The organism is Aquirufa antheringensis (genome assembly GCF_004307425.1).
In the GTDB taxonomy this organism is placed as follows: Bacteria; Bacteroidota; Bacteroidia; order Cytophagales; family Spirosomataceae; genus Aquirufa; species Aquirufa antheringensis.
The window spans coordinates 108940-130669 of record NZ_SEWZ01000001.1 but is presented as its reverse complement, the minus strand read 5'-3'; the positions used below and the strand labels follow the sequence as shown (position 1 = coordinate 130669).

The 21730-nt window shown below is 39.3% G+C and carries 20 protein-coding genes and 1 tRNA gene; 3 read left to right on the top strand and 18 right to left on the bottom strand.

Annotation, left to right across the window (positions count from 1 at the left end):
• Window positions 1–60 precede the first annotated feature (60 nt).
• Window positions 61–2943, bottom strand: coding sequence for a TonB-dependent receptor (locus EWU21_RS00645; protein ID WP_130894860.1), 2883 nt, complete (start codon window positions 2941–2943; stop codon window positions 61–63).
• Window positions 2944–3151: 208 nt separating this feature from the next.
• Here EWU21_RS00645 and EWU21_RS00640 point away from each other — a divergent pair, with 208 nt between their 5' ends.
• On the top strand, window positions 3152–4183 hold the full coding sequence (locus EWU21_RS00640; protein ID WP_130894859.1) for a DUF3089 domain-containing protein: 1032 nt from the start codon (window positions 3152–3154) through the stop codon (window positions 4181–4183).
• A gap of 4 nt (window positions 4184–4187) precedes the next feature.
• Entirely contained in the window at window positions 4188–5249 is a 1062-nt protein-coding gene (locus EWU21_RS00635; RefSeq protein ID WP_236633156.1) for a mannose-1-phosphate guanylyltransferase, read from the top strand.
• Here EWU21_RS00635 and EWU21_RS00630 read toward each other — a convergent pair.
• The 15 genes from EWU21_RS00630 to EWU21_RS00560 all read right to left on the bottom strand — a co-directional run bounded on the left by EWU21_RS00630 (window position 5246) and on the right by EWU21_RS00560 (window position 19714).
• Window positions 5246–6127: a MerR family transcriptional regulator gene (locus EWU21_RS00630; protein WP_130894858.1), complete on the bottom strand. Its 882-nt coding sequence runs from the start codon at window positions 6125–6127 to the stop codon at window positions 5246–5248. The genes EWU21_RS00635 and EWU21_RS00630 overlap by 4 nt on opposite strands.
• 31 nt (window positions 6128–6158) lie before the next feature.
• Window positions 6159–6797: a carotenoid biosynthesis protein gene (locus EWU21_RS00625; protein WP_130894857.1), complete on the bottom strand. Its 639-nt coding sequence runs from the start codon at window positions 6795–6797 to the stop codon at window positions 6159–6161.
• Between the two features lie 9 nt (window positions 6798–6806).
• Window positions 6807–7433 (bottom strand): NYN domain-containing protein, encoded by a 627-nt coding sequence (locus tag EWU21_RS00620; RefSeq protein ID WP_130894856.1) that lies wholly within the window; start codon window positions 7431–7433, stop codon window positions 6807–6809.
• A 158-nt stretch (window positions 7434–7591) separates the two neighbouring features.
• Window positions 7592–7665, bottom strand: a tRNA-His gene (locus EWU21_RS00615).
• 91 nt (window positions 7666–7756) lie between these two features.
• On the bottom strand, window positions 7757–8368 hold the full coding sequence (locus EWU21_RS00610) for a superoxide dismutase (RefSeq protein WP_130894855.1): 612 nt from the start codon (window positions 8366–8368) through the stop codon (window positions 7757–7759).
• Between the two features lie 218 nt (window positions 8369–8586).
• The gene (locus tag EWU21_RS00605; protein ID WP_130894854.1) at window positions 8587–11169 is read right to left on the bottom strand and encodes a hypothetical protein; all 2583 of its coding nucleotides are present in this window, start codon (window positions 11167–11169) and stop codon (window positions 8587–8589) included.
• A 39-nt stretch (window positions 11170–11208) separates the two neighbouring features.
• Window positions 11209–12540 carry a glycosyltransferase gene (locus EWU21_RS00600; RefSeq protein ID WP_130894853.1) on the bottom strand — a complete coding sequence of 444 codons (1332 nt, stop codon included), beginning with the start codon at window positions 12538–12540 and terminating at the stop codon, window positions 11209–11211.
• An 84-nt stretch (window positions 12541–12624) separates the two neighbouring features.
• Window positions 12625–13416 (bottom strand): GLPGLI family protein, encoded by a 792-nt coding sequence (locus EWU21_RS00595; RefSeq protein ID WP_130894852.1) that lies wholly within the window; start codon window positions 13414–13416, stop codon window positions 12625–12627.
• Complete coding sequence (locus EWU21_RS00590; protein ID WP_130894851.1) at window positions 13413–14144, bottom strand: GLPGLI family protein; 732 nt, start codon at window positions 14142–14144, stop codon at window positions 13413–13415. Before EWU21_RS00590 ends, EWU21_RS00595 begins: the two co-directional genes overlap by 4 nt.
• 418 nt (window positions 14145–14562) lie before the next feature.
• Entirely contained in the window at window positions 14563–14793 is a 231-nt protein-coding gene (locus EWU21_RS00585) for a helix-turn-helix transcriptional regulator (protein WP_130894850.1), read from the bottom strand.
• A gap of 349 nt (window positions 14794–15142) precedes the next feature.
• Window positions 15143–15583 (bottom strand): nucleoside deaminase, encoded by a 441-nt coding sequence (locus EWU21_RS00580; RefSeq protein WP_130894849.1) that lies wholly within the window; start codon window positions 15581–15583, stop codon window positions 15143–15145.
• Entirely contained in the window at window positions 15580–16671 is a 1092-nt protein-coding gene (aroC, locus tag EWU21_RS00575; protein WP_130894848.1) for a chorismate synthase, read from the bottom strand. The genes EWU21_RS00580 and aroC overlap by 4 nt, the downstream gene beginning before the upstream one ends.
• Window positions 16672–16675: 4 nt before the next feature.
• A complete protein-coding gene (locus EWU21_RS00570) occupies window positions 16676–18049 on the bottom strand; it encodes a BatD family protein (RefSeq protein ID WP_130894847.1) in 1374 nt (457 codons plus the stop codon).
• A 36-nt stretch (window positions 18050–18085) separates the two neighbouring features.
• The gene (locus tag EWU21_RS00565; RefSeq protein WP_130894846.1) at window positions 18086–18832 is read right to left on the bottom strand and encodes a transporter; all 747 of its coding nucleotides are present in this window, start codon (window positions 18830–18832) and stop codon (window positions 18086–18088) included.
• A gap of 36 nt (window positions 18833–18868) precedes the next feature.
• Entirely contained in the window at window positions 18869–19714 is an 846-nt protein-coding gene (locus EWU21_RS00560; RefSeq protein WP_130894845.1) for a hypothetical protein, read from the bottom strand.
• A gap of 151 nt (window positions 19715–19865) precedes the next feature.
• Between EWU21_RS00560 and EWU21_RS00555 the strand changes: the two genes are divergently transcribed.
• Window positions 19866–20693: a phytanoyl-CoA dioxygenase family protein gene (locus tag EWU21_RS00555; protein WP_130894844.1), complete on the top strand. Its 828-nt coding sequence runs from the start codon at window positions 19866–19868 to the stop codon at window positions 20691–20693.
• Window positions 20694–20726: 33 nt separating this feature from the next.
• On the opposite strand, the gene ruvX is transcribed toward EWU21_RS00555, so the two are convergent.
• Both ruvX and EWU21_RS00545 read right to left on the bottom strand, forming a co-directional pair.
• A complete protein-coding gene (gene ruvX / locus EWU21_RS00550; protein WP_130894843.1) occupies window positions 20727–21140 on the bottom strand; it encodes a Holliday junction resolvase RuvX in 414 nt (137 codons plus the stop codon).
• A 1-nt stretch (window position 21141) separates the two neighbouring features.
• Window positions 21142–21690: a YcxB family protein gene (locus EWU21_RS00545; RefSeq protein ID WP_236633155.1), complete on the bottom strand. Its 549-nt coding sequence runs from the start codon at window positions 21688–21690 to the stop codon at window positions 21142–21144.
• Window positions 21691–21730: the final 40 nt, after the last annotated feature.

Genomic DNA, 21730 nt, shown 5'->3' with positions numbered 1-21730 from the left:
AAAGGTACAAAAAAAGAGGCTGCCCTTTTAGGGGCAGCCTCAACATAATTTCAAAAAATCTTATTTGTTCAACAATTCGTCGAAAGTGATACTTACATAGTACATGCTTCCGATTAATGGGTTACCCCATCCTGTTGTATAAGCAACTCCGCCTAAGTTCGTACCACCCACTTTGATGATCGACTTAATCTCAGATACTTTCTTGCTTACTTGCATATCGAACGTTGAGAACGCAGGAATCACAGATAATTGTTGTTGATTCACTACTTGGTTCACGAAAGAGGATTGCCAAACAAATTGATCTTGGTATCTCCAAGTCGTATTGAAGCCCCAACCTGAATTTCCGATGTTACGGTTTCCTAAAGAAACGTTCGTACGGTAGTTCGGTGTGTTGAAACCTAATTGGTAATCAGCTAATCCACCATTGTCTTTTACTGCATTGTAAGAAACGTTTGTTCCTAATGCCCAACGATTTCCTAAATCATAGTCGATGCCTAAGCCCCAACCGTTAGTCACTACTTCGTTATCTACGTTAGATGGGAAAGAGAAGTAGTTTAATGAACCTGCCAAAGTCGTGCTAGGTTGCGCTACCACTTGACCCGCTGAGAAGTTCGTGAAGTTGGATTGGTAAGCATAGAAATCCACGAACATTTGTGGTGTGATCATTCCTTTGTAACCTAATTCCACTGTTTGAACCTGCTCTGGCTTCCAAGCCTTCGACTTGTAAGTTACCCACTTCGTAGGATCTGTTTGATTTGCTAAGATCGATTGTAACGTGTAAGAGTTACCCGATAATTTGTAACGATCTTGAACGACTGCTAAACCACCTAATAAACGAGCAGATGGAGTCAACAAGTTAATGTATTGATCCTGTGTTGTAGGGATACGGAAACCTGTTTGCACGGAAGCACGGAAGTTAGACGTTCCTTGAGTATACACTCCAGAAAGACGCGGACTATAAACTCCGTCAAAATTCTCATTCTTATCAAAACGAAGTGAACCCGTTACCTTCAAGTGATCTGCAAATAATTTCTTAGATGCTTGTGCATACGCACCATATTCGTTGATAGAAAACTCGCTTCCATCATCTTGTAAAGCAAATAACGTTCCCTCTGAATTCAAGGCATACTGACGGAAGTTTGCACCTACGATCAATTCTAGTTTGTTATTCAATTTCTCCGTCAAGTTATACATACCCTCTAAGTGGTATAAAGCTGACTTATCTGTAAACTTAGCTCCTTGAGGAAGTGGTTTAGCTTTAATCGCATCCACCGCCGCGTTAAACGCTGCTGTACCTGGCACTAAACGACCTGCATCTGAAACCGCACGAGCAGTTCCATGGTAGTAAGGGAAAGAAGATTGTGTACTAGCTACAGCTAAACCTACTGCTGAAGCAGGTGCCACACCTTTCAATAAGTTCGTTTGTAATACGGTTCCAAAGTTTGTCAATGCCAAACCTGCGAAAGTCGAGAAGTATTGAGGATACCAAGCTGTTGATGGCTTAGCTGCTTCGTTGACTAATTGACCTAAAGTACCTGTTGCATACGCATCACCGGAATTCTCTTGCGTTGTATACGCACGAACGAAGAAGTTAGAACCTTTTAATTCTGCCTTGTATTGTCCCATAGAGAAGTTCTTGATCGAATAACGATCCGCTCCTGTGTACATGGTTGTACCTTGACCATAAGATCCTTGCAAGATCAACTCCACCTTGTCGTTAAAACGATAGTGTAAAGCGGCGTTGAACTTGATGTTGCGGTTTGCATAAGAAGATAAATCACGCTCAGCATAGCCTTCACGAGAGATCGCTACGTTAGGAACAATGTAACCTAAGATCGCAGATGGAGTTAATAAACCACCGGTAGCAGCAGAGATCTGATTGATACCTGCCGTTAATGGATTCGTAGGAACTCCTAATAATGGCTTCAATGAAGTTAACATATTCACGTTCGTCTCATCACCATACACACTCACGCCATTGTAAGCTAAGTTCGTACCACGAGAACCCGCTCCTAATACCGTTCCATTCAATAAAGATTGGTCACGTGTATCTGTTGACTGCCAGTCATCCGCTGTCAATTGGTTGAAGTTTAATTTGAAGGCTACTTTGTTGTTAAAGGCTTTGGCAAAACGAATCGAGATATCTCCATAAGGAGTCGTCGTTTCCGTACGATTGCTAGCATACATGGCTCCTGTTTTCACTTGAGCAGATAATCCTTGGAATAAGAAAGGTGATTTCGAATCCATTAAGATAATACCGTTCATCGCGTTAGGGCCGTATAAAGCAGACGCAGCTCCTGGCAATAAGTCCACTGATTGTAAATCTAATTCTGAAATACCTACGATATTACCTACCGAGAAGTTCAAACCTGGCGCTTGGTTATCCATACCGTCGATCATTTGAACCACACGAACGTTACCGTTGCTGTTAAATCCACGCATACCGATAGACGAGAAAGACACCGATTGTGCACTTACCTCTACGCCTTTGATGTTACGCATTGCGTCGTAGAAAGAGGCAGCAGGAGTTTCGCGAATCGCCCGAATGTCTAAGCGCTCTACTGAAACAGGTGACTGCATAACGCTTTCCTCTACACGTGACGCAGAAACGACTACGTCTTGAGCCAAAGTCGCTTGCTCTTTTAAAGCGATTTGAAAATCGGTCTTATTTCCTTTTACGGGAATTTCTTGGCGCTCATAACCTACCATCGAAACGACGATCGTTAAGGCTCCTGGTTTGTTCGTTGATAGCGAGAAGTTACCTTTGGAATCTGAAATTGTTCCCGTTACTGCTCCTTTTACGCCGATACTAACACCAATTAATGGCTCTTTAGAATCTGCATCCGTTACCTTACCACCTATTTTAGTCTGAGCAAAAGTGGATGCACTTAAGAACAGAATAAGCGCAAGGCTAGGTAAAATCTGTTGTATAATTTTTTTCATAATGGGTGTTTTTAATGACACAATTTGTTTTGGATACTCGAATTACAACAAAAATAGAGAAGATTTCAGTATTCAACACTATGTTTGTATTAAAAAATTACTAGTTTTTCAGAAAATAATTTAATCGCTTATCTACAAAGTCGACCGCTCAATCATTTAATTTTAAAAAGGGGGATTAAACTAGTAGCTTTGTGTATAATTTCCTGCTATGAGAGCTCTTGCTTTTTTATGTCTACTTTTCCTGAGCGCTTGCGCAAGCAACCAGACGCCTTATGTCCTGAGCACCAGGTGGAAAGACGCTCCCCAGCCAGCTGAAATGGATTATGCAAACCCAGCCGCTTGGGCTGCCTTGCCATCCCGATACGATGCAGCAGATTTAGTCCCCCGGAAATCAATACTACAGGATGGGCAAGCGGATGCGAAAGCGGACGTCTTCTTCATTCACCCCACCATTTTCACTTATAAGCCGGAAAACGAATACGTTTGGAATGCCTCCATGACAGATGCGGCATTGAACACCAGCGTAGATAGTTCAACCATCCTAAATCAGGCCACCGCTTTTAATGCCGCTGGACGCATTTTCGCTCCCCGGTACCGCCAGGCACATTACCAAGCTTTTGTCACGGAATATAAAGAGGATAAGGACGCGGCATTAGACGTAGCTTATTCCGATGTGAAAAGAGCCTTTGACTATTATGTAACTCATGAGAATAAAGGCAGACCCATTATCATCGCCAGCCATAGCCAAGGAACGGTCCATGCTAGTCGTCTTTTGAAAGAGTATTTTGATGGAAAAGACCTGGGAAAACAACTCGTGGCGGCCTATATCATTGGGATAGCGACGCCTACCAACACGTTTAAAAATATCCCTGTTTGCAGTTCACCTACACAAACTGGATGTTTTGTCGCTTATACTACCTTTTTGCAAGGTTATTTACCACCTTGGCATCCAGGAACGGTGACAGAATTAGCCTCCGTTAATCCATTGACGTGGTCTACCGATGAGAATTTTGTTTCGAAAGAAAAGAACATCGGTGGCGTATCCTATGGTTTTAAATACGTGAAAGAGTTCGCGGATGCACAGAATCATTTGGGGGTTCTTTGGACAAATACCCCCTATGTACCCGGTCGCGCATTTGTTAAGTTGAAAAACTGGCACAAAGCGGACATTAATTTATTTTACCACAACATTAGAGAAAACGCTGTCTTACGTGTGAACACGTTCCTCAGTCAAAAATAAGCTTATGCCTACTTGCCTTGTCATTATGGCGGGTGGAATCGGAACCCGGTTTTGGCCCATCTCCAGAAGTAATTATCCTAAACAATTCCACGACGTCTTAGGCGTGGGCAAAACGATGCTGCAACAAACGGCAGAACGTTTTGAAGGAATTGTCGCTCCAGAAAACATCTACGTCGTCACCAGCGAGGAATTCGCGGGGATCGTACAAGAACAATTGCCTTTCTTAAGTCCAGACCAAATCCTCAAAGAACCGCAACGCAAAAATACGGCTCCTTGCATCGCCTATGCGGCTTATAAGATCAGCAAAAAGCATCCAAAAGCGAAAATAATCGTAGCTCCAGCGGATCACGTCATTTTAAAAGAAGAGGCGTTCAAGGCGCGTGTTAACGAGGCTTTAGAGGCAGCGAAAGAACCTGTTTTAGTGACCTTGGGCATCGTTCCTACACGACCTGACACCGGTTATGGCTACATTCAATACCAAGAGTCGAACGAAACAGCGAAAACGGTGAAAACCTTTACGGAAAAACCTAACGTAGAATTAGCTGAGGCTTTTTTAGAGAGCGGCGATTACGTATGGAACGCTGGATTATTCGTTTTCTCGATTCCTACTTTTAAACACGAGTTAACAAAATACCTTTCCCGCTTAGCAGAGCAATTCGAAGAGGGTCGCGCCTTTTATTATACCGAACAAGAGCCTGAATTTATTCGGAAGGTTTATGCCGTTTGCAAGAGCATTTCGATGGACAACGGGGTGATGGAGAAAGCACGCGAGGTGAAAGTGATTTTAGCGGACATCGGTTGGTCTGATTTAGGCACCTGGAAATCCTTGCACGAAATCAATGAAAAAGATGAGTTGCAAAATGCTGTAGATGCGCAAGTGATGCTATATGAAACGACCGATTGCATCATCAAGGCGCCTAAGGATAAATTAGTGGTGATTCACGGCTTATCGAATTACATCGTAGCGGAACATGGAAATGTGTTGATGATTTGTCCCAAAGATCAGGAGCAGCAAGTGAAACAATTCGTGGAAGATGCGACAAAGCTAGATCCGAACTTCAGCTAGGACTCAATCAACTGAATCAGGGAATTAAAGTCGCTTATCAATTGAATTCTAGCCGGAATGGGCTCAGGTGAATGCAACACATTATATCCCGTTAACATAATCGTAGCCTCTGGTAGGTGCTTATCTAGGTCTGCCACGTAAGTGGGCAAAACATCTTGGGAAGGTTCGGTCGTAAAAACACTGAATACATAATCCGGTTGATGTATTTCGTAGGCCAAACACAATTCATCGAAGGGTAAAGATTGTCCTAAATAAACCGCTGAATGCTGTCGTGCACGGATTAAATAACTCGCAAAAAGCAAGCCAATTTCATGCAATTCCCCTTCTGGAAGGTATAGTAAGAATTTCTTGGCATTCGCCTTCGGCTTAGCCATTTGAGAATCGATGGCTGCGATGATTTTTTGGCGAATTAAATGCGTAATGAAGTGCTCTTGCGCTGGACCCACAGAACCAGAAAGCCACAAGGTGCCTAGTCGCGTTAAAAACGGGTAAATCACTTTTAGCATGAAGTTCTCAAAACCATAAGCCTCGGTAATGGACTTCGCCAATTCCTGGAAACGGTACTCATCTAAATCCATCATGGCCACCGTAATGGCCTGAATGTGCTCCGGATAATCTAAATCACCCCCTGAAAGCTGTAAAATTTTCTCGGAAATTTCCGCTTCGGATAATTCGGCAATCTTGGAAATCTTGATTCCTCCTTTATTTTGGAGGGTTGCAATATTTAAAATTCGCTTTAACTCTACATCAGAATAGGTCCGTATGCCGGTCTCAGTACGCACAGGACTCAGCAAATGGTAGCGCTGCTCCCAAATACGTATGGTATGGGCCTTGATACCACTGAAATTCTCTAAATCCTTTATGGAGTATACGTTCATTATAGTGGTAACACCAGGTTAATGAAAATGTTTAGAAATTAAATTGCAAAAATAGCCAATGTCCTAAAAAGAACAAAAATTGCAGGGCAGCAATGAGTCTAAATAGGCTAGATTTCGACGGGAAGGGCGTATTTTGATAGGCCAAATGAAAAACAAAAGAAGCAAACCACCAGGCAATAAAATTTTGGGTGGGCACTTGGACTCCAGCCCAGGTCCAAAAGTCAAAATGCACAGCCACTGGCTCAATTAAGAAATCCAAAGCCGTCATTAATCCCGCGCCTAAAGCTGCTTTACTGATTTTTCCGGCTATGTTCCACTCCTCTACCAGCGCATTCGTTGCTACTACCAGCACTAACCAATTCAAACCAATTGTAATAGGCACATTCAATACTTGAAAACCTAAGGTCTTACCATACGAGTACTGACCAAAAATTTGACCCGTTCTCACACCTTGCACCTCTAAATACCAAGCCGCAATCGCCAATACACCTAGAAAAAGGTAGGCTTGAAACGAAGGTTTGGGAAAATACACCAGACAAATGAAGGCCGTAAACCAAAGGGTCAATGGAACGAGTGACGTAAACAAGGCCGCTGTTGCAGGTAAATGCATCCCGATTAAACCGGCCGCATACAAGACAATCAAAAAACGTTTCAGAAATACAGGATTCATAGGATTAATTTACCAGCCTTCCGGCTTTTCTAAGACATATCCATCTACTTTCACCACTTTAGGGGGAAATTGACTTTCAACTAATTTAGGGCGGCCAATGATTTGATTTGCCCGAGCGACCTCTGCCACTGAATTATTGTGCCGTCCCGGAGGAAAAAATACGACCACCGACTTATCTAAAAAGGTCGTATTCACGGCCTCGATGCAGGGGACAAAGTCACTATCCCCAGAAACAACAATGGCTATATCGTACACATCTAAATGCGCGTCCATGATCAAGTGAGTCGCTAAATTCACGTCCGTCATCTTCTCAGAAGGTACGACCCATTGATGCCCGCATTCCCTGCAATCCTCGAATTTCGCGTGATAAGAACCATAAATCAGCTCTACACCTGTCGATTCAAGCGCTTCTAGGTAAGTGGTTTGACGCTTCTCTTTGGGCGGATTATGGGTAATTCGACTGGTAAAAAACTTCACCCCCACTAGTTCTTGATTCGAACGAACAAAGCTCTTCATCAATTGATAGACATTTAACCACTTGCATTTGCGAGCGCCGGATTCAATCATCCCAAAATACAAGTTAGACCCATCTACATAGGCCATTACTCGTAATTTTTTCTTTTCATCTGCTTGCATTCGCCTGTGCTTAAATTTATCTTTGTGTTGAGCTCCCCCAAAGATAGCATCTTTGGGCCGATGCCCCGCCTCGGTGGGGCATTTACTATTTTAAGAGCATTCTAATATAAGAAAAAAAACCACAAAAAATGCCCCAGTATTTCTACTGAGGCATTCTGGGCGGATGATGGGATTCGAACCCACTACCCCTGGTACCACAAACCAGTGCTCTAACCGAGTGAGCTACAACCGCCATTTGGGACTGCAAAAATACGCAAAGCTTCCAATATTGCAAAAGAAAGCCGAAAAAAACGGGAGAATTTTCATCCTCCCGTCCAATTGTATTATTTCTGAGCCGCTTGGTAACGCGCTTCTGCTTTGTTCCAATCCACTACACTCCAGAATGCATCGATGTAATCAGGACGCTTGTTTTGGAATTTCAAATAGTAAGCATGCTCCCAAACGTCTAATCCAATCACAGGGAAGCCTTTTACATCAGCCACATCCATCAATGGATTGTCTTGGTTAGGCGTGCTTGAAACCGCTACTGAACCATCTTTCTGCGCTACTAACCACGCCCAGCCTGAACCGAAACGCGTTAAACCCGCTTTCTTAAACTCTTCTTTAAAGGCATCAAAAGAACCAAATTTCGCATCAATCGCTTTCGCTAAAGCGCCTACTGGAGCTCCACCACCGTTTGGCGATAAGATATTCCAGAATAAATCGTGGTTAAAGTGACCACCACCGTTGTTACGAACTGCCGGAGATAAGGTAGAGATAGAAGTGAATAATTCTTCTAAAGACTTTCCTTCTAATTCCGTTCCAGCTACCGCTGCGTTCAAGTTAGTCACATACGCATTGTGGTGACGATCATGGTGGATTTCCATGGTTAATGCATCGAAATGCGGCTCTAACGCATTGTTTGCATAAGGTAATGGGGCTAATGTAAATGACATAATAGTATAATTTAAATGGTGAATGGTAAGTGGTAAATGGTGAATGTAGCGTAAATACCGCCTAGCGCATTATCAATTAACTGATTAAAATTAGTTTTAAATCGAATGCCGAAGTTAGTTATAAAACTGAAATATTCGTGAGTTAGTTCCACAATTTCGTTTACTGCAAACCACTAAACTTAACTTATTTATGCTCTGGAAAATTCAACTCAACTAGGTTATAATGAAAAGAGAATACCTAAAGAAATCATTCTACCTACCAAATTGTTTTTAAATTCAGATCTTGAATAATCGTTAATCACATAAAAATTACGCTCTCGTACATCTAGTAGATTGTGCAAATTAATTGAATAAGTCAATTGACTGTTTTTCGATTTCAAATCGAAACCCATTCCTAAAAAATGCAAAAATGGTCCCCCTGAATAAAATTGATAAGAGTTTAATTGTAGAAAACTATTGACTCTATTTTTTACAAAATATAATTGCATTTCATTTCTATACAAGGTGTTTTTGAAATCGGTAAATTGATTTTGAAAATCACTTTGCTCAATCGTAAAAGCTTGATAAAAATTAAATGCTTTTATGTAGCCAGATTTTACACTAAGGGTTAATGACTGGTTAGTAGAAAGATTATTTCGTAAGATTCCATCATTAATTAAATTGGCAAATTTATAGATTGAATACGCTCCTTTCGTTTTAAAAGTAATACCTAGCTCTTTCGAGTAAAATGCTAGTTCGCCTTGAAGTAATTGTTGCGACGACTGAATTTGCAACCATTGGTTTTTCTGTAGGCTAAACAAATTAGAGACCAAATTATTATTAAAAAAATCTCCTTCTGAATGATTCACAGAATACGATAATTCGTAATGCACCTTGGATAAAAAGTAATTTGACAAATTAAAATTCCATTTTTCTACCACTGGGAATCCAATTTGGATAGAATCAATCCGTTGATTTCTACTGTCTATATACAAGGTGTCGTTTAAATAATAATTCCGATAAGTAGGGTTTATTCTGCGCGAGTAATCAATACTAAAGCTCTGTTTAAATAACTTGGAATTAATCGCTGCATCAAAATTAAATCGCTGAAAAGAACCACTTAAGTTATTGTTATAAACTTTAATGCGAGCATTTTCTACACTCATTCGATAAACCCACCCATCCAAATTTCCCTTAAACTCCTGGCGGACAGTAGACCGTTCCTCTTCAAATCTAGAGGCCTCTTTTTGAACTCTTAGTAAGCTTTGTGTGAGCCTAAAATTTTCATAGGAAGTTTCAGCAATTAGAATTCTTGGAATCCATACTTTTATCCACTTTCCTGTACTTTTATTCTCTTGATATTGATGAAGCAAATTCTGATTGATTTTTAGGTTAAGTGGATTTTGGTAAGCCATTCGCAAATCGACCTCATTTTGACTCGCTAAATTTTGAATCAACAGTTGAAATGCAGAATTTTCCCCAGTCTTTATCGTGCTCAATGTTTCTACATAATAATCCTTGATTAGACTTTTTTGATTGGACTCAAATCCTAATTCGGTATTAATTGTTTGATTAGTGACATATTGAATTTCACCTCTATTCAAATAATACTTTCCTTCCATTATGACATACCCATTAGGTTGATATTTTAAATTAACTGATTGTCCCCATTTTTTAGGTAAGGTGTGAAAATCATACACATCAGAGGTAATAAAACTATATCCTGGCAGTTTGATTTCGGTATGATTAGCATTTTGATTAGAGAATTCGTCATTCAAATAAGTAGTAAATAATTTAAGGGTAAGTTTTCTATGGATTTTAAATATATTATTTACATTCACATTCAGCTGCTTATTCCTGTTCAATTTTAGCTTCCCTTCATTTGGGAAGCTTCCTCCATAGTTCAGAGGAAAACTAGGAAGATTTTCATACATCGGACTCATATCCCGGTAATCCGAATAATTAATAGATGATTGATTATCCCCTACATTATTGGAGGTAAGCAAGGCGAAGGTCTTAACATATTTTGTATTGATTATAGAATTGGATTTAATGGAATAACCATTCAGTTGATCTTCCACTACGGCCATATTAGCTTCTCCAAATTGGGTGTAAGAAAAATTCCTAGCAAACTTAAGATTAAGCGCAACAGATTGCGATGACCCTAAACCTGCCACAATGGAATTTTCGGAAAAATGGTCATATGCTTCTATTTCTTCAATTTCATCTATATTGATATTTTTAGTAGCCATTGTGTAATTAGATTCCATCAGGTTATCTCCATCCAAAAGCACTGTTTCAACCGGCTTATTTCGATAGGTCATCCTACCACTTTCTTCCACTTTGACTCCTGGAAATCTCCTCAATAGATCTTCTATTTTTTTATCCGTTGAGATTCGTAAATCTTTCACCTTGATAGATACGGTATCAGGTAAATAATTATAATTTTTAGGTCGAACAATCACTTCTGTAAGCTGATAGGCCGTATCTTTTTTCATGAAAAAATACTGGGTCTCGCGCACAGGAAAATGGATTACATCTGAATAAGTATGATAATTTATTGAATTAATGGACAGCTTGAGCACCTTGTTGGGAACCTCATCTTTTGAAATACTAGAATCTATTTTGGTGAATTTGACAAAATTCCCGAGTGTATCTTCGTAGGTAATTATGCCCCTGTGAATAGGCTTTCCTGTAGCACCGTCTAAAAGCTGAAATCGATACATAGAATTTTGAGCCATTCCCTGCCATGAGCAAAAAAATACTACACAAAACGATAAAGAAGTAAAAAGCTGCTTAGTCAATCTCCAAGTTTTTTCCACATATTCGAAATACACATTAAATGAATCAGAATTTTAAAACTAGGCAAATAGTAAATTCTCTAAATCATAAACTTCTTCCTGTATCTTTTTCTTCAAATGTTGAATTCTAATTTTATAAGAATTGCTTTGTTGAATTAACAGGTCCATCCTATTTGTCCATTCATTCAAGGGCTGATTAAAATCTACAAATTCTCCACATCCGTGATATTTAATTCGTGCGGCATTTCCATTTTGATCAAAAATAAAATTATTGAGTGTGATTAAAATAGGACATTCGGCTAAGATGCTTTCTAAAATGGAATTCGCACCACCATGAGAAATAAACAGATCTACCTGAGTCAGTAAACTCCTTTGAGGTAAAAAATGAGTAGCATATAAATTTGCATATGCACTTAAATCAGTCGATTCTAAAAACGTTTGATCAAAAGAAGCTATGAAATAATACGTGGGATACCATTTTACCAATTCTAAAAACTTTTGATAAAATGAATTCAAATCTGAATTTAATTCCCGTTGCAATGTACCTTGACTTAGTAAAATTACTTTTTCATATTTTATGGAATTCTTTAAAAATAAGTTTGCCTCATCTGAATTAAGCACTGTATTTTCGAAATAGCCTAAATGCTTAATTAAACTACTGCCTTCACTTGAAAACTCAACAGATTTAGGAAGTAATAGTATGGTTTCTATAGTTGATAATCGAGGACTAAAAGAGTTCCATTTATTAATTTTCAACTTAACTTTTCGGGTTTTATTTATTTCTTTTAATTGGGTTTTAATTTTTCGAAATTCGGTATAGCCCAAAAACTTAAATTGATATACAGTATTTCTAACAAATTTGATGATCCAATACCTTAACCAAACTAAGGTAATCGACATCCTTCCTACGAGGTCAAAAGAAGTGGGAACAAACCTAGAATGAAGTGGTAAGTTTTTTGTAGAAAAATCCGCGTTAAATAGGGTCTGGATTCCTTTAATCTTAAAATCAAGTTTTGCAGATTTGATTTTTTCTAAAACTACTTGGTCTCCCCAAAGCATCGAATCAACAAAAACATAATCAGGCCTTATTTTTTCGATATGTTCCAAAAGATCAATTCTCCTATTTTCAAAATTATTTTCATTCAAGCAGAAATGAAGTTTTTGTAAATAGTTTTGGCAAAAAATCTCGTGATTTTCTAAACCGAAATTCAATGATTTACACTCAATAAAATGAAAACCATTTTCTTCGATGCTAGATTGAAAAGAAATATGAGAAATAAAATAAGGGTCAAGATCATTGCCTCTTCTTAAAAGCGCATGGAATAAATTAAAAACAGGGTTTAAGTGACTAATCGAATTTTCAATAATGCAAATGATTTTAATTTTTGTCATTGTATAAACGATTTATAATATTCCCCTAAAGAACTTACCTACATAAATAGAAAATCGAACCCTCTAAATTGCTATAAATAAAACTTAAAGCTGAAGGTTTTTTTCTAAGTGCGGAAATTCATGAATACGTATTTCACCTGGAGGCGCAGGATACCTTTTTATCAAATCTTTAATCGCTCTTTTGTCTTCCATTTTTTGCCAACTAGCATAGGTATGAAACGGTACAGGTTTTTCCTTGAATTTTTCAGTTATTCCTACATTAGCTTTTTCGTTGTAATTGATTTTGATCGCTTGCCAAATAGTATAATTATCATCAGCAGCAACTTTAATAATCAAACCTGGAAGTCCAGAAAACTTAAATGGCCCATCCGATTTCTTTATTTTAGGAGCAAAATAGGCGGTATAATTTCTTCCTCTAAAATGCGCTTTAGCTTCATAACAATCTAATCCCAAATACCGAATAGGTTTTGATTTTTGAATTTTCCATTTCATCAAATTCAACGAATCAGATACCACAAAATAGGCCTTATTGATTTTCGGTGAAAGAAACAGAATCTTCTTGCCTTGGTAAAACTTAAACAATAAATCATTGGCCTTTTTGAATGTATCCTCAGGTTCCGAAGCCGCAAAATAGGGCGAATTATTTTTAATGAATTTAGATTGAAAATAAACCGAATAAGTAGGATAAAGAATCAATTTATGAATATTTGTACCACCAGAAATATAGTCAGGAAGCGGACACCATTCTTTGTATTCAACTGAGATAGAAGATTGCGCAACCACTACATTCGACAAAAGGATAAAGCAAAACGACAACACCTGTTTAAGACATTTCATAATTGTAAAATTTAGCTTTGTTATATTATTCCGGCTCAAAATACCATTTCGAGCCTGTCGATTTTCACATCAAATTTTGTATTCCTTTGATCTGGAGGCAGAGTAGACAAAAACTGTTTATAATTTTCTGCCATTTCTTTTTTGGCTAACTTCACATAGGCCCAAAATGGAATTTGATTGCTGAAATACTTGGGCGCTATCTTAATCTGAGGATTCTCTACAAACTCAATTTTTGTCGCTGAAAAAGAAAACATGTGATCATCGGTTTCTATTTTCAATATTATACCTGGTAACCCATTAAATTTAAAGGGCCCATCAGAAATAGGGATATCGGGACAATAATAAGCGATATAGTTTCTCTCCCGAAATCGACATTTAGCTATTTTCACTTTTCTACCTAGGTACTTTGTCGGTGGAATATTAGACATAATTTTCCATTTGATTGAATTTAAAGAATCGGAAATAATCTCTTTTTTTCGATCAAAAACACGAATCGCGGGATACAAAATTTTATTATCCTTAAAAAGTTTCACAAGATAAATAGCGTTTTTGTCCATATCTTGTATTGCTCTCATTACTTGAGCTGGATTTTGTTGTCGCTCCTTTCTCGCCATCATTTTATAGATACTCATTTCTCCATTACTAGTCAATCGCATTGTATTGGTATTCCCAAATTGATTTTCTTCATACGTGACAATAATGCCATTTTGCGCTAAAAACATACGCGGCAATAAGGATAAAAGAATTACAATAACGTACTTTTTCATAGTCAAATAGTTTTAGTAAAAAGAGAATGGATCTAAAAATCAAATCCATTCTCTTTAAAAATTAATATGAGGTCCGTTTTAGCATAGCTATGTAACTTTGAACTGCGTTTACATTTCCACTTGATGAACATACTTTGTAACCATAATCAACATTGTGGGATGAAGTCCAGTAGACTGTTTCACAATATTCCGCACTACTGATAAAGGGCGCGAGCCCAAGGACAACTAAAGAGAGTAACTTTTTCATAATGAATACATTAGATTTTTTCCCTACTGCTTAGTGGTTTTTCGGGATTCACCAAGGCTTCGAAACTTGGTTTAAAGGTATTAGCAATCCTTTATCTGGCAAATACTACCTAATGTAGTATTTTTGTAGTATAAAATTAAATTGTTACAATAAAATGTATAATAATTCTTATTATTTGAAAAGAAGGGAGGGATAGTCCCGAAGAAATTTTCTGAAATCCTTTTTACCTGAAACACCTATTTTAGTCATGATATTTCGACGATGTTTACGCACCGTATTTTCAGAAATAAATAAATGTTCGGCAATTTCTTTGCATGTAAAATTATCCTTAGAAAATTGAATAACTTGAGCTTCTCGAGAAGTAAAATCAAAATTATTAGGTAGAGTTAGGTGTTGTGTCATATATTTTTTTGAATTAGGGTTAGTGATACAAACATACAAGTATCCAAAGAACTTGCAACCTAAAAACAAAAAATATAATTATATTTTAACGACGAATAATACAATTTTTAATCTTATTATTCAATTTAAGAAAATCTAAAATGTAAGGAGTTTTTAATAAAATTTATACTCAAGAATTGAGAAACTGCAAAATCATTAGAAATCGAAAGAAAGCTTTTTGCTTATCTCCCAAAACAGCATTTATAAAAGTCCAACTAGACTGGCACCTCATTCACCATTTACCACTTACCATTCACCATTTATGAATGGCACCTCATTTACCATTAACCATTCACCATTTACCATTTTATTAGCGTCGCATCGAAAAGAACTCCTTTAGTAGTTGTTCTGATTCGTTTGCCAAAACCCCGCCAACAATCTCTGTCTTCGGGTGTAAAATGCCTGTTCCTAGTTTTTCAAAGCCGCGCTTCTCTTCTGAAGCACCGTACACTAATCGCCCTAACTGCGACCAATAAATGGCCCCTGCACACATGAGGCAAGGTTCCAGGGTCACGTAAAGCGTGCAATCTTTCAAATACTTAGCGCCGATTGTTTGGGCGGCAGAGGTGATCGCAATCATCTCTGCGTGCGCCGTTACGTCGGTCAAAATTTCCGTTTGGTTATAGGCCTTTGCCACAATTTTTCCTTGGCAAACGACCACTGCTCCTACCGGAATTTCTTCGTCCTCTAAAGCCCGCTCCGCTTGTTTCAGCGCAAGGCTCATATAATATTCATCCTCGTTTGGAATCATAAAACGTCCGATAATTTTGTCAAACGATGACGTAAATAGAAATCTAATAATACGATCGCAGACATCGCCTCCACAATAGGCACGGCGCGTGGCACGACACAAGGATCGTGACGACCTTTGCCTGATACAACAATCTTTTCTCCAGAATTGTTCAAACTATCCTGATCCTGCATAATCGTAGCCACCGGCTTGAATCCTACGCGAAAATAGATGGGCTCGCCATTCGAAATCCCTCCTTGAATACCGCCTGAATGGTTGGTAACCGTGCTTACTTTTCCGGCTTCGTCTTTGACGATGATATCGTTGTGCTGAGATCCGCGGAGTTCAACTCCATCAAATCCAGAACCGTATTCAAAGCCTTTTACGGCATTTATGCTTAACATCGCCTTGCCTAATTCAGCGTGTAATTTATCGAAAACAGGTTCGCCTAAACCCACCGGGCAACCCGTGATGTAGGCAGAAACGACACCTCCCACGGAATCCCCTTGCTTGCGGATTTCATCGATATAGGTGAACATTTCTTCGGCTAATTGGGTGTCAGGACAACGCACGGCGTTTGTTTCTGCAACCGCTAAATCCAGTTGCTCTACAGGCGTTACTAATTTTAAGGTTCCTACTTGTGAAACGTAGGCGGTAATTTTAACCCCTAATTGGTTTAATACTAATTTTGCCAAAGCCCCAGCAGCCACCCGCGCCACCGTTTCTCTCGCCGAGCTACGGCCGCCTCCACGGTAATCGCGAACACCATATTTTTCTTGGTAGGTAAAATCGGCGTGCGAAGGACGGAATTGATCCGCAATGTGTGAATAATCTTTCGAGCGCTGGTCTCCATTCCAAACAAGCATCGCAATAGGCGTACCCGTCGTTTTTCCTTCGAATACACCGGAAACTACTTCCACTGAATCCGCTTCTTTACGTTGCGTTGTGATGCGCGATTGACCCGGTTTGCGGCGATCTAATTCCGATTGAATAAAATCCAAATCGAAATCAACTCCTGCCGGACATCCCGTAACCACAACACCTACTGCAGCACCGTGCGACTCGCCGAACGTACTAATTTGAAATATCTTACCGTATATACTGCCCATACTATTATTTTTTGGCCTTAATTATCAAAATGAAAAGCCAGAGTAAAACCAGCCCTAAAAAAGCATTAAAAATCTGTTTCCAATCAATCCAGCGATAGCCAATCACTTTGTCTGCCGCTAATTTCTCCAGTCCCCTATACAACAACATCGTTTCCGATTGTGTATTTAAAAGGCGATCCGAAGGTTGACCACTCACCGCAAGCGTAATGCCAGAGCGCAAGGTATCATAGCTCGCCGTCCGCGTGTTAAAATAGATCCATTTAAAATAGGATTTAAATGCAAATTTACCCGGTTGCGATGGAATAATCAGTATTTTCTCTGTTTTATTGCCTAACATTTTATCGCCATAGGGATAAACGGAACTTTGAGTCCCCACGGGAAAGAAATTCAAGAAATAATCGGACTCGATTAACTTCGAATCCCACAGAATACTATTCCCATCACCCACCACACTCGAAACATAAACAACCGTGTCTCCTGTCTGAACCTGCTCCCGTGATAAGGTTTCGATTAATCGAAAATCCCCCACAGGCACCTTTCCCTTTAAGGGATGGTTAGGCAATTCTTTAGGCATAATAACGATAGGCTTCGAGCTAAAAACAACCTTATCCGCATTTTTTAACAGCTGCAAACTCACCGATGGAATCACTCTTTTTTGATTGTCTAAAGCGAAATAGGTCGATTGAAAGAATCGGTACTCCGTATATTTTTTATTCTTATAAACCACTTTCGAAACCTTCACTTCTTGCAAGCCAAAACTCTCTTCCCAGCAGTTTTTAGGGCGAATTTTCTGAATTAAGGCTGGAATTTGAATATCATTTCGATCAAAGCTATAGCGTGTCGAATTATCGTCTGGAATAAATAGGGAGAACTTAAGGGTAAACCCTTGGCCCACGAAAGGCTGTAACTGAGTGGAGGTTAATGCCAAAAAAACAGAGTTTTGACCCTTAAAAAGTTCTTCAATTTGCGCTTTAGTTTCTTCAACAATCTCTTCTTTTTGTTCTGAAGCACTCACTTGCAGCGCAAAACCATCCATTTTTAAGGACTGCTGATTCACTATGATTTCGGCTGCAGGAATAAGTAGGGTCCCCGGATTAGAGGCTTGGTAATATTGCGAAAAGGTAAAGGAATAAACCGATTCTCCGTTTTGAATATCGGTAGCTTTCGAACGAGAAACCCCTAGTTTTCGCAGACCTGGAAGTTCTGGGAATTTATAAGTAGGCGTTTCCACACTTGCATTAGCCGATTTAAAAACAAAGGACAAAGCGAAATTCTCCTCTAGGGTAATGCTTTTCTCCCCCACAAGTAAGGTGGCTTGTGCACGCAACTCGGTGAAAGCGAGAAAAAAGACCCAAAAGAAAATGAAAATCCGTCTCATTACTGCAATTTAAGAAATCCTGATTCATTGACCGCATTATCGGGCAATTCGAAGTCGAAAAGATAAGCCAATCGCTATATACTGATCTTCGGGATGGAGAAAACTTTGGCCTGCCGATATATCTAATTTCAAGTCATCGTTTACATAATAGGCAAAACCGGCATCATAGGAATGATCCGCAAATTCAGAGGCTGGAAATCTTCCAAAAACCTCCACATAGGCATAGCCCCTTTTACCAATCAACACATTGGGTGCTACCCGATATATCCCTTCAAATGATCCATTCGAATGCATTTCTGTTCCTATGTTGTAACCAATTCCGGAACGCTCATTGAAATCGTTTTGCATCGTAAAAACCACGTCACCTATCGAGTGTCCACGCAAATTTTTCTCGGAGAAATCCCGATTTTGGTGATCCCAGTTATAATGAACAATCACCGAAGTGCGGGGGATCCAACCTGATGACTGAACTCCGGAAGGCTGAAATATAGCCCATTTAAATCCAAAAGCCTCGGTCTGAAAACGGGTTTCCATCCCTGGCTCTTTCGCTAAAACAGAAACATAGCGCAATTCCAATCGCTTACTTAGTCCATATTTTACTAAGGAAGTGGGAAATAAATATTCTCGGCTTGAGCGATTAAAGCCTAGTTCAGCCTGCAAATATCCTTTTTTCACGATGAAGGGACATTCTGTTTGATCCGGGCGATCTGTTTCGATACGACCCTCGCTTTGCGAAAAAGCAGCGAAAGAAATCAAGAATAGGATTAACACTCGTGTAAACATACACGAAGATAGCAATTTTTAGTCTAGTCTAAAAAATTATTTAGAAGAACCTTTAATTGTAAAACCTAAAGCCCCATAAAACTCCGCAAAATAGATGCTCTGTTCCGCATGATCTACCGGGCGTCCTGTAGTACGAATATCCCATAATTTAGTAGCTCCTGTCTTTATGGTCGTTTCGAAAAACAAAAGTTTGCTTAAATTAAACTTCAATCCCGTCTTCAAGGAAGCTCCTCCGCCGGCTAGGTTCCAGAAATTATTTTGGCCTACTCCGAAAACATGTACATCTGAACGTGGCACTAAGGCTCCTATTCCGACGCCTTGCATCCAATCAATAGCAAAACGACTTTTAGGACTTTGATAAACCGAATTATAGTGCTCTAGTTCAATAGAGGCATAATTATAGCCATCTGTATGCTCTAAATGAACGAATTTCTCTGGGTTTAAAACTAAAGGTGTTTGATTAAAGGTCCCCACATAAGCAGGGTCCACCGAAATGGCTGGAGCAGATGTTTGTGGATTAATATAGCCATTCACTTTGACGGTTTGGCCGTCAGTCACCACATATTTCATATGATCCCAACCAATACTAATAGAAAGATTATCCCTAATGAAGTAACCCGCGTGGAAATTAAACTGCGGAATCGATAATAAACCGGGATCCACATAGGTTTTAAACTCGCTTAAAGGAGTAGGAGCATCCAACGCCTCCGCGTTGAGCAAAGTAAAATCATATCCTGGGCCCACGAAACGAATATCCGAATTTGCGTAGCTAGACCGATTATACCCCCAGGTGATGTAATAGGAACCCTTTTTATTCGTTTGTTGAGAAAAAGCAGACAGACTTACTAAACTAAGCAACGCGATAAATAGGATTTTTTTCATAAGGCAATTCTTAAATTCAAGCTGCAAAGTTCGGCATTTTTTGACGCTTTTATATATCAAAAACTTGATTTTCATCAGAAATCAAGAAGGCGATAACTATAATTCATTCATATTGCCGTAAATTGCATCCCGAATTCATTACCATTACCTTATGAAAAAACCATCTGCGAAATTTGAATACAAAACCTTTACGTTAGGCGAAAAGCTGACGGAAGAGCAGAAAGAATACTTCAAGAAGTATGGAGTAATTCACTTTAAGAAGTTTATCGAGCCAGAAACAGCGGAACTTTTCATTTCGGAATTAGCGAAAATCGAGAAGCAATGGCTGGAAGAAGGCATTGAAAAGGTAAAAGGGATTCCTTTAAAGTTTGGCAAAGACCACGAAGGAAATCCGATGATTCAACGCATGTGCTTTACGAATCAGTTTAGCCCTGTTTTAGCCGAATTAATCAAAGATCCTCGCTTGCAATTATTAATCGAATTGCTCGCTCCTTACGAGGGACGTATTAGCGAAGATGAGAAAGATGGATTAGTCTTTAATCACTATATCAATCAACCGAATTCGAAGTTCAGCCAAATGGGCTGGCACACAGATAGTCCGCGTGATTTGTTCTTAGGGCAAAAAATCCTTCCGATGTTAAACGTAGGAATTCACCTAGATAACTGCCCTTCTTCGAATGGTGGCCTTCGTGTTTTACCGGGAACACACACACAAGGGGTGTTGAAATTATTGTTTGGGAAGAAGCAATTTATCGACCACAAACCAGATCCAAGAGAAGCGGCATTCGAAATCGAACGTGGCGATTTAACCATTCACGATGGCCGCTTATGGCACCGCGTGGAGGTTTCTCCGAATGTGGGAGAAAAATCCCGTCGTCGCGTGATGTATGTTCCGATTATTACGGGTAAATACAAACCGAAAACAGATCAAAGTAAGACTCCATTCTACCACCGATTTGCAAAGGTGGTAACGAAATAAAAAAAAGCGGCTCTTTTCGAAGGGCCGCTTTTTTTATGATTTAGATTCTAAATAAGATTGTAAGATGATCGTGGCCGAGACCCGATCGACAGTCCCTTTTTCTCTTCGATCCTTCTTCGACATCCCTCCTGCTATCATTGCTTGCATGGCAAGCTTAGAGGTAAAACGCTCGTCATGTTCTTCTAACGGGATTAAAGGAAACTTCTTGCGAAAGCTTTTGATAAAAATGCGAACACCGGCAGTGGAATCCGTATCGGTATTATCTAAATTTTTAGGCATTCCGATCACTACTTGATCTACCGTCTCTTTCGCAAAGTAGGTTTGTAAAAATACCAACAAGGTATGGGTGGGAACGGTATCTAAACCGTTTGCAATAATCTGCAAAGGATCCGTGACCGCGATACCCGTTCGTTTTAACCCAAAATCAATCGCTAGAATGCGCCCCATCTTAGGAATTTAAATACCCTTTGTCGCGCAAAATCTTATCGAGTAATTTCTTGTCATTATCGTTATTAAACACGCTGAATGGCAAGTGCAAGAATTGGTATTTACCCATCTCAAGAACGTAGGCGTCCTTGTCTTTGTAAGCGCCTAAAATCATATCCCATTTGATCATTCCACCTTCTTTATCAGAAAGCTTCATGAAGATTTGGCGGCTATCGATTTCGTAGCGGTATTTATCAAAAAGTTGCTTGTATTGCGCTAATTGCGTGATTCCGGTAAACTGAATTAACCAGAAAAGAATGTAGGCTATCACTGCAATGGCGATGAAAATATAGATCCAATAGTTCTTGTAGGCCCCTGTCAGGTTCAATGCCACATTTCCTAAAACGAGTGCCAAAGGAATGAACGCAAACTTCCACTGGTTAGAGAAAAGTTGACGCATGCATAAACCGACAAACTTGTTTTTTTCTAAGGCGAATTTCTTCGTTTTGATCGCTAAGGGATTCGAAGGTGCTTGCATTTGGCGCTGTTGAGCACCGTACATTTTAGACATATGGAATGATTTTTAAACGCTAATTAAGGCGTAAAGGTAC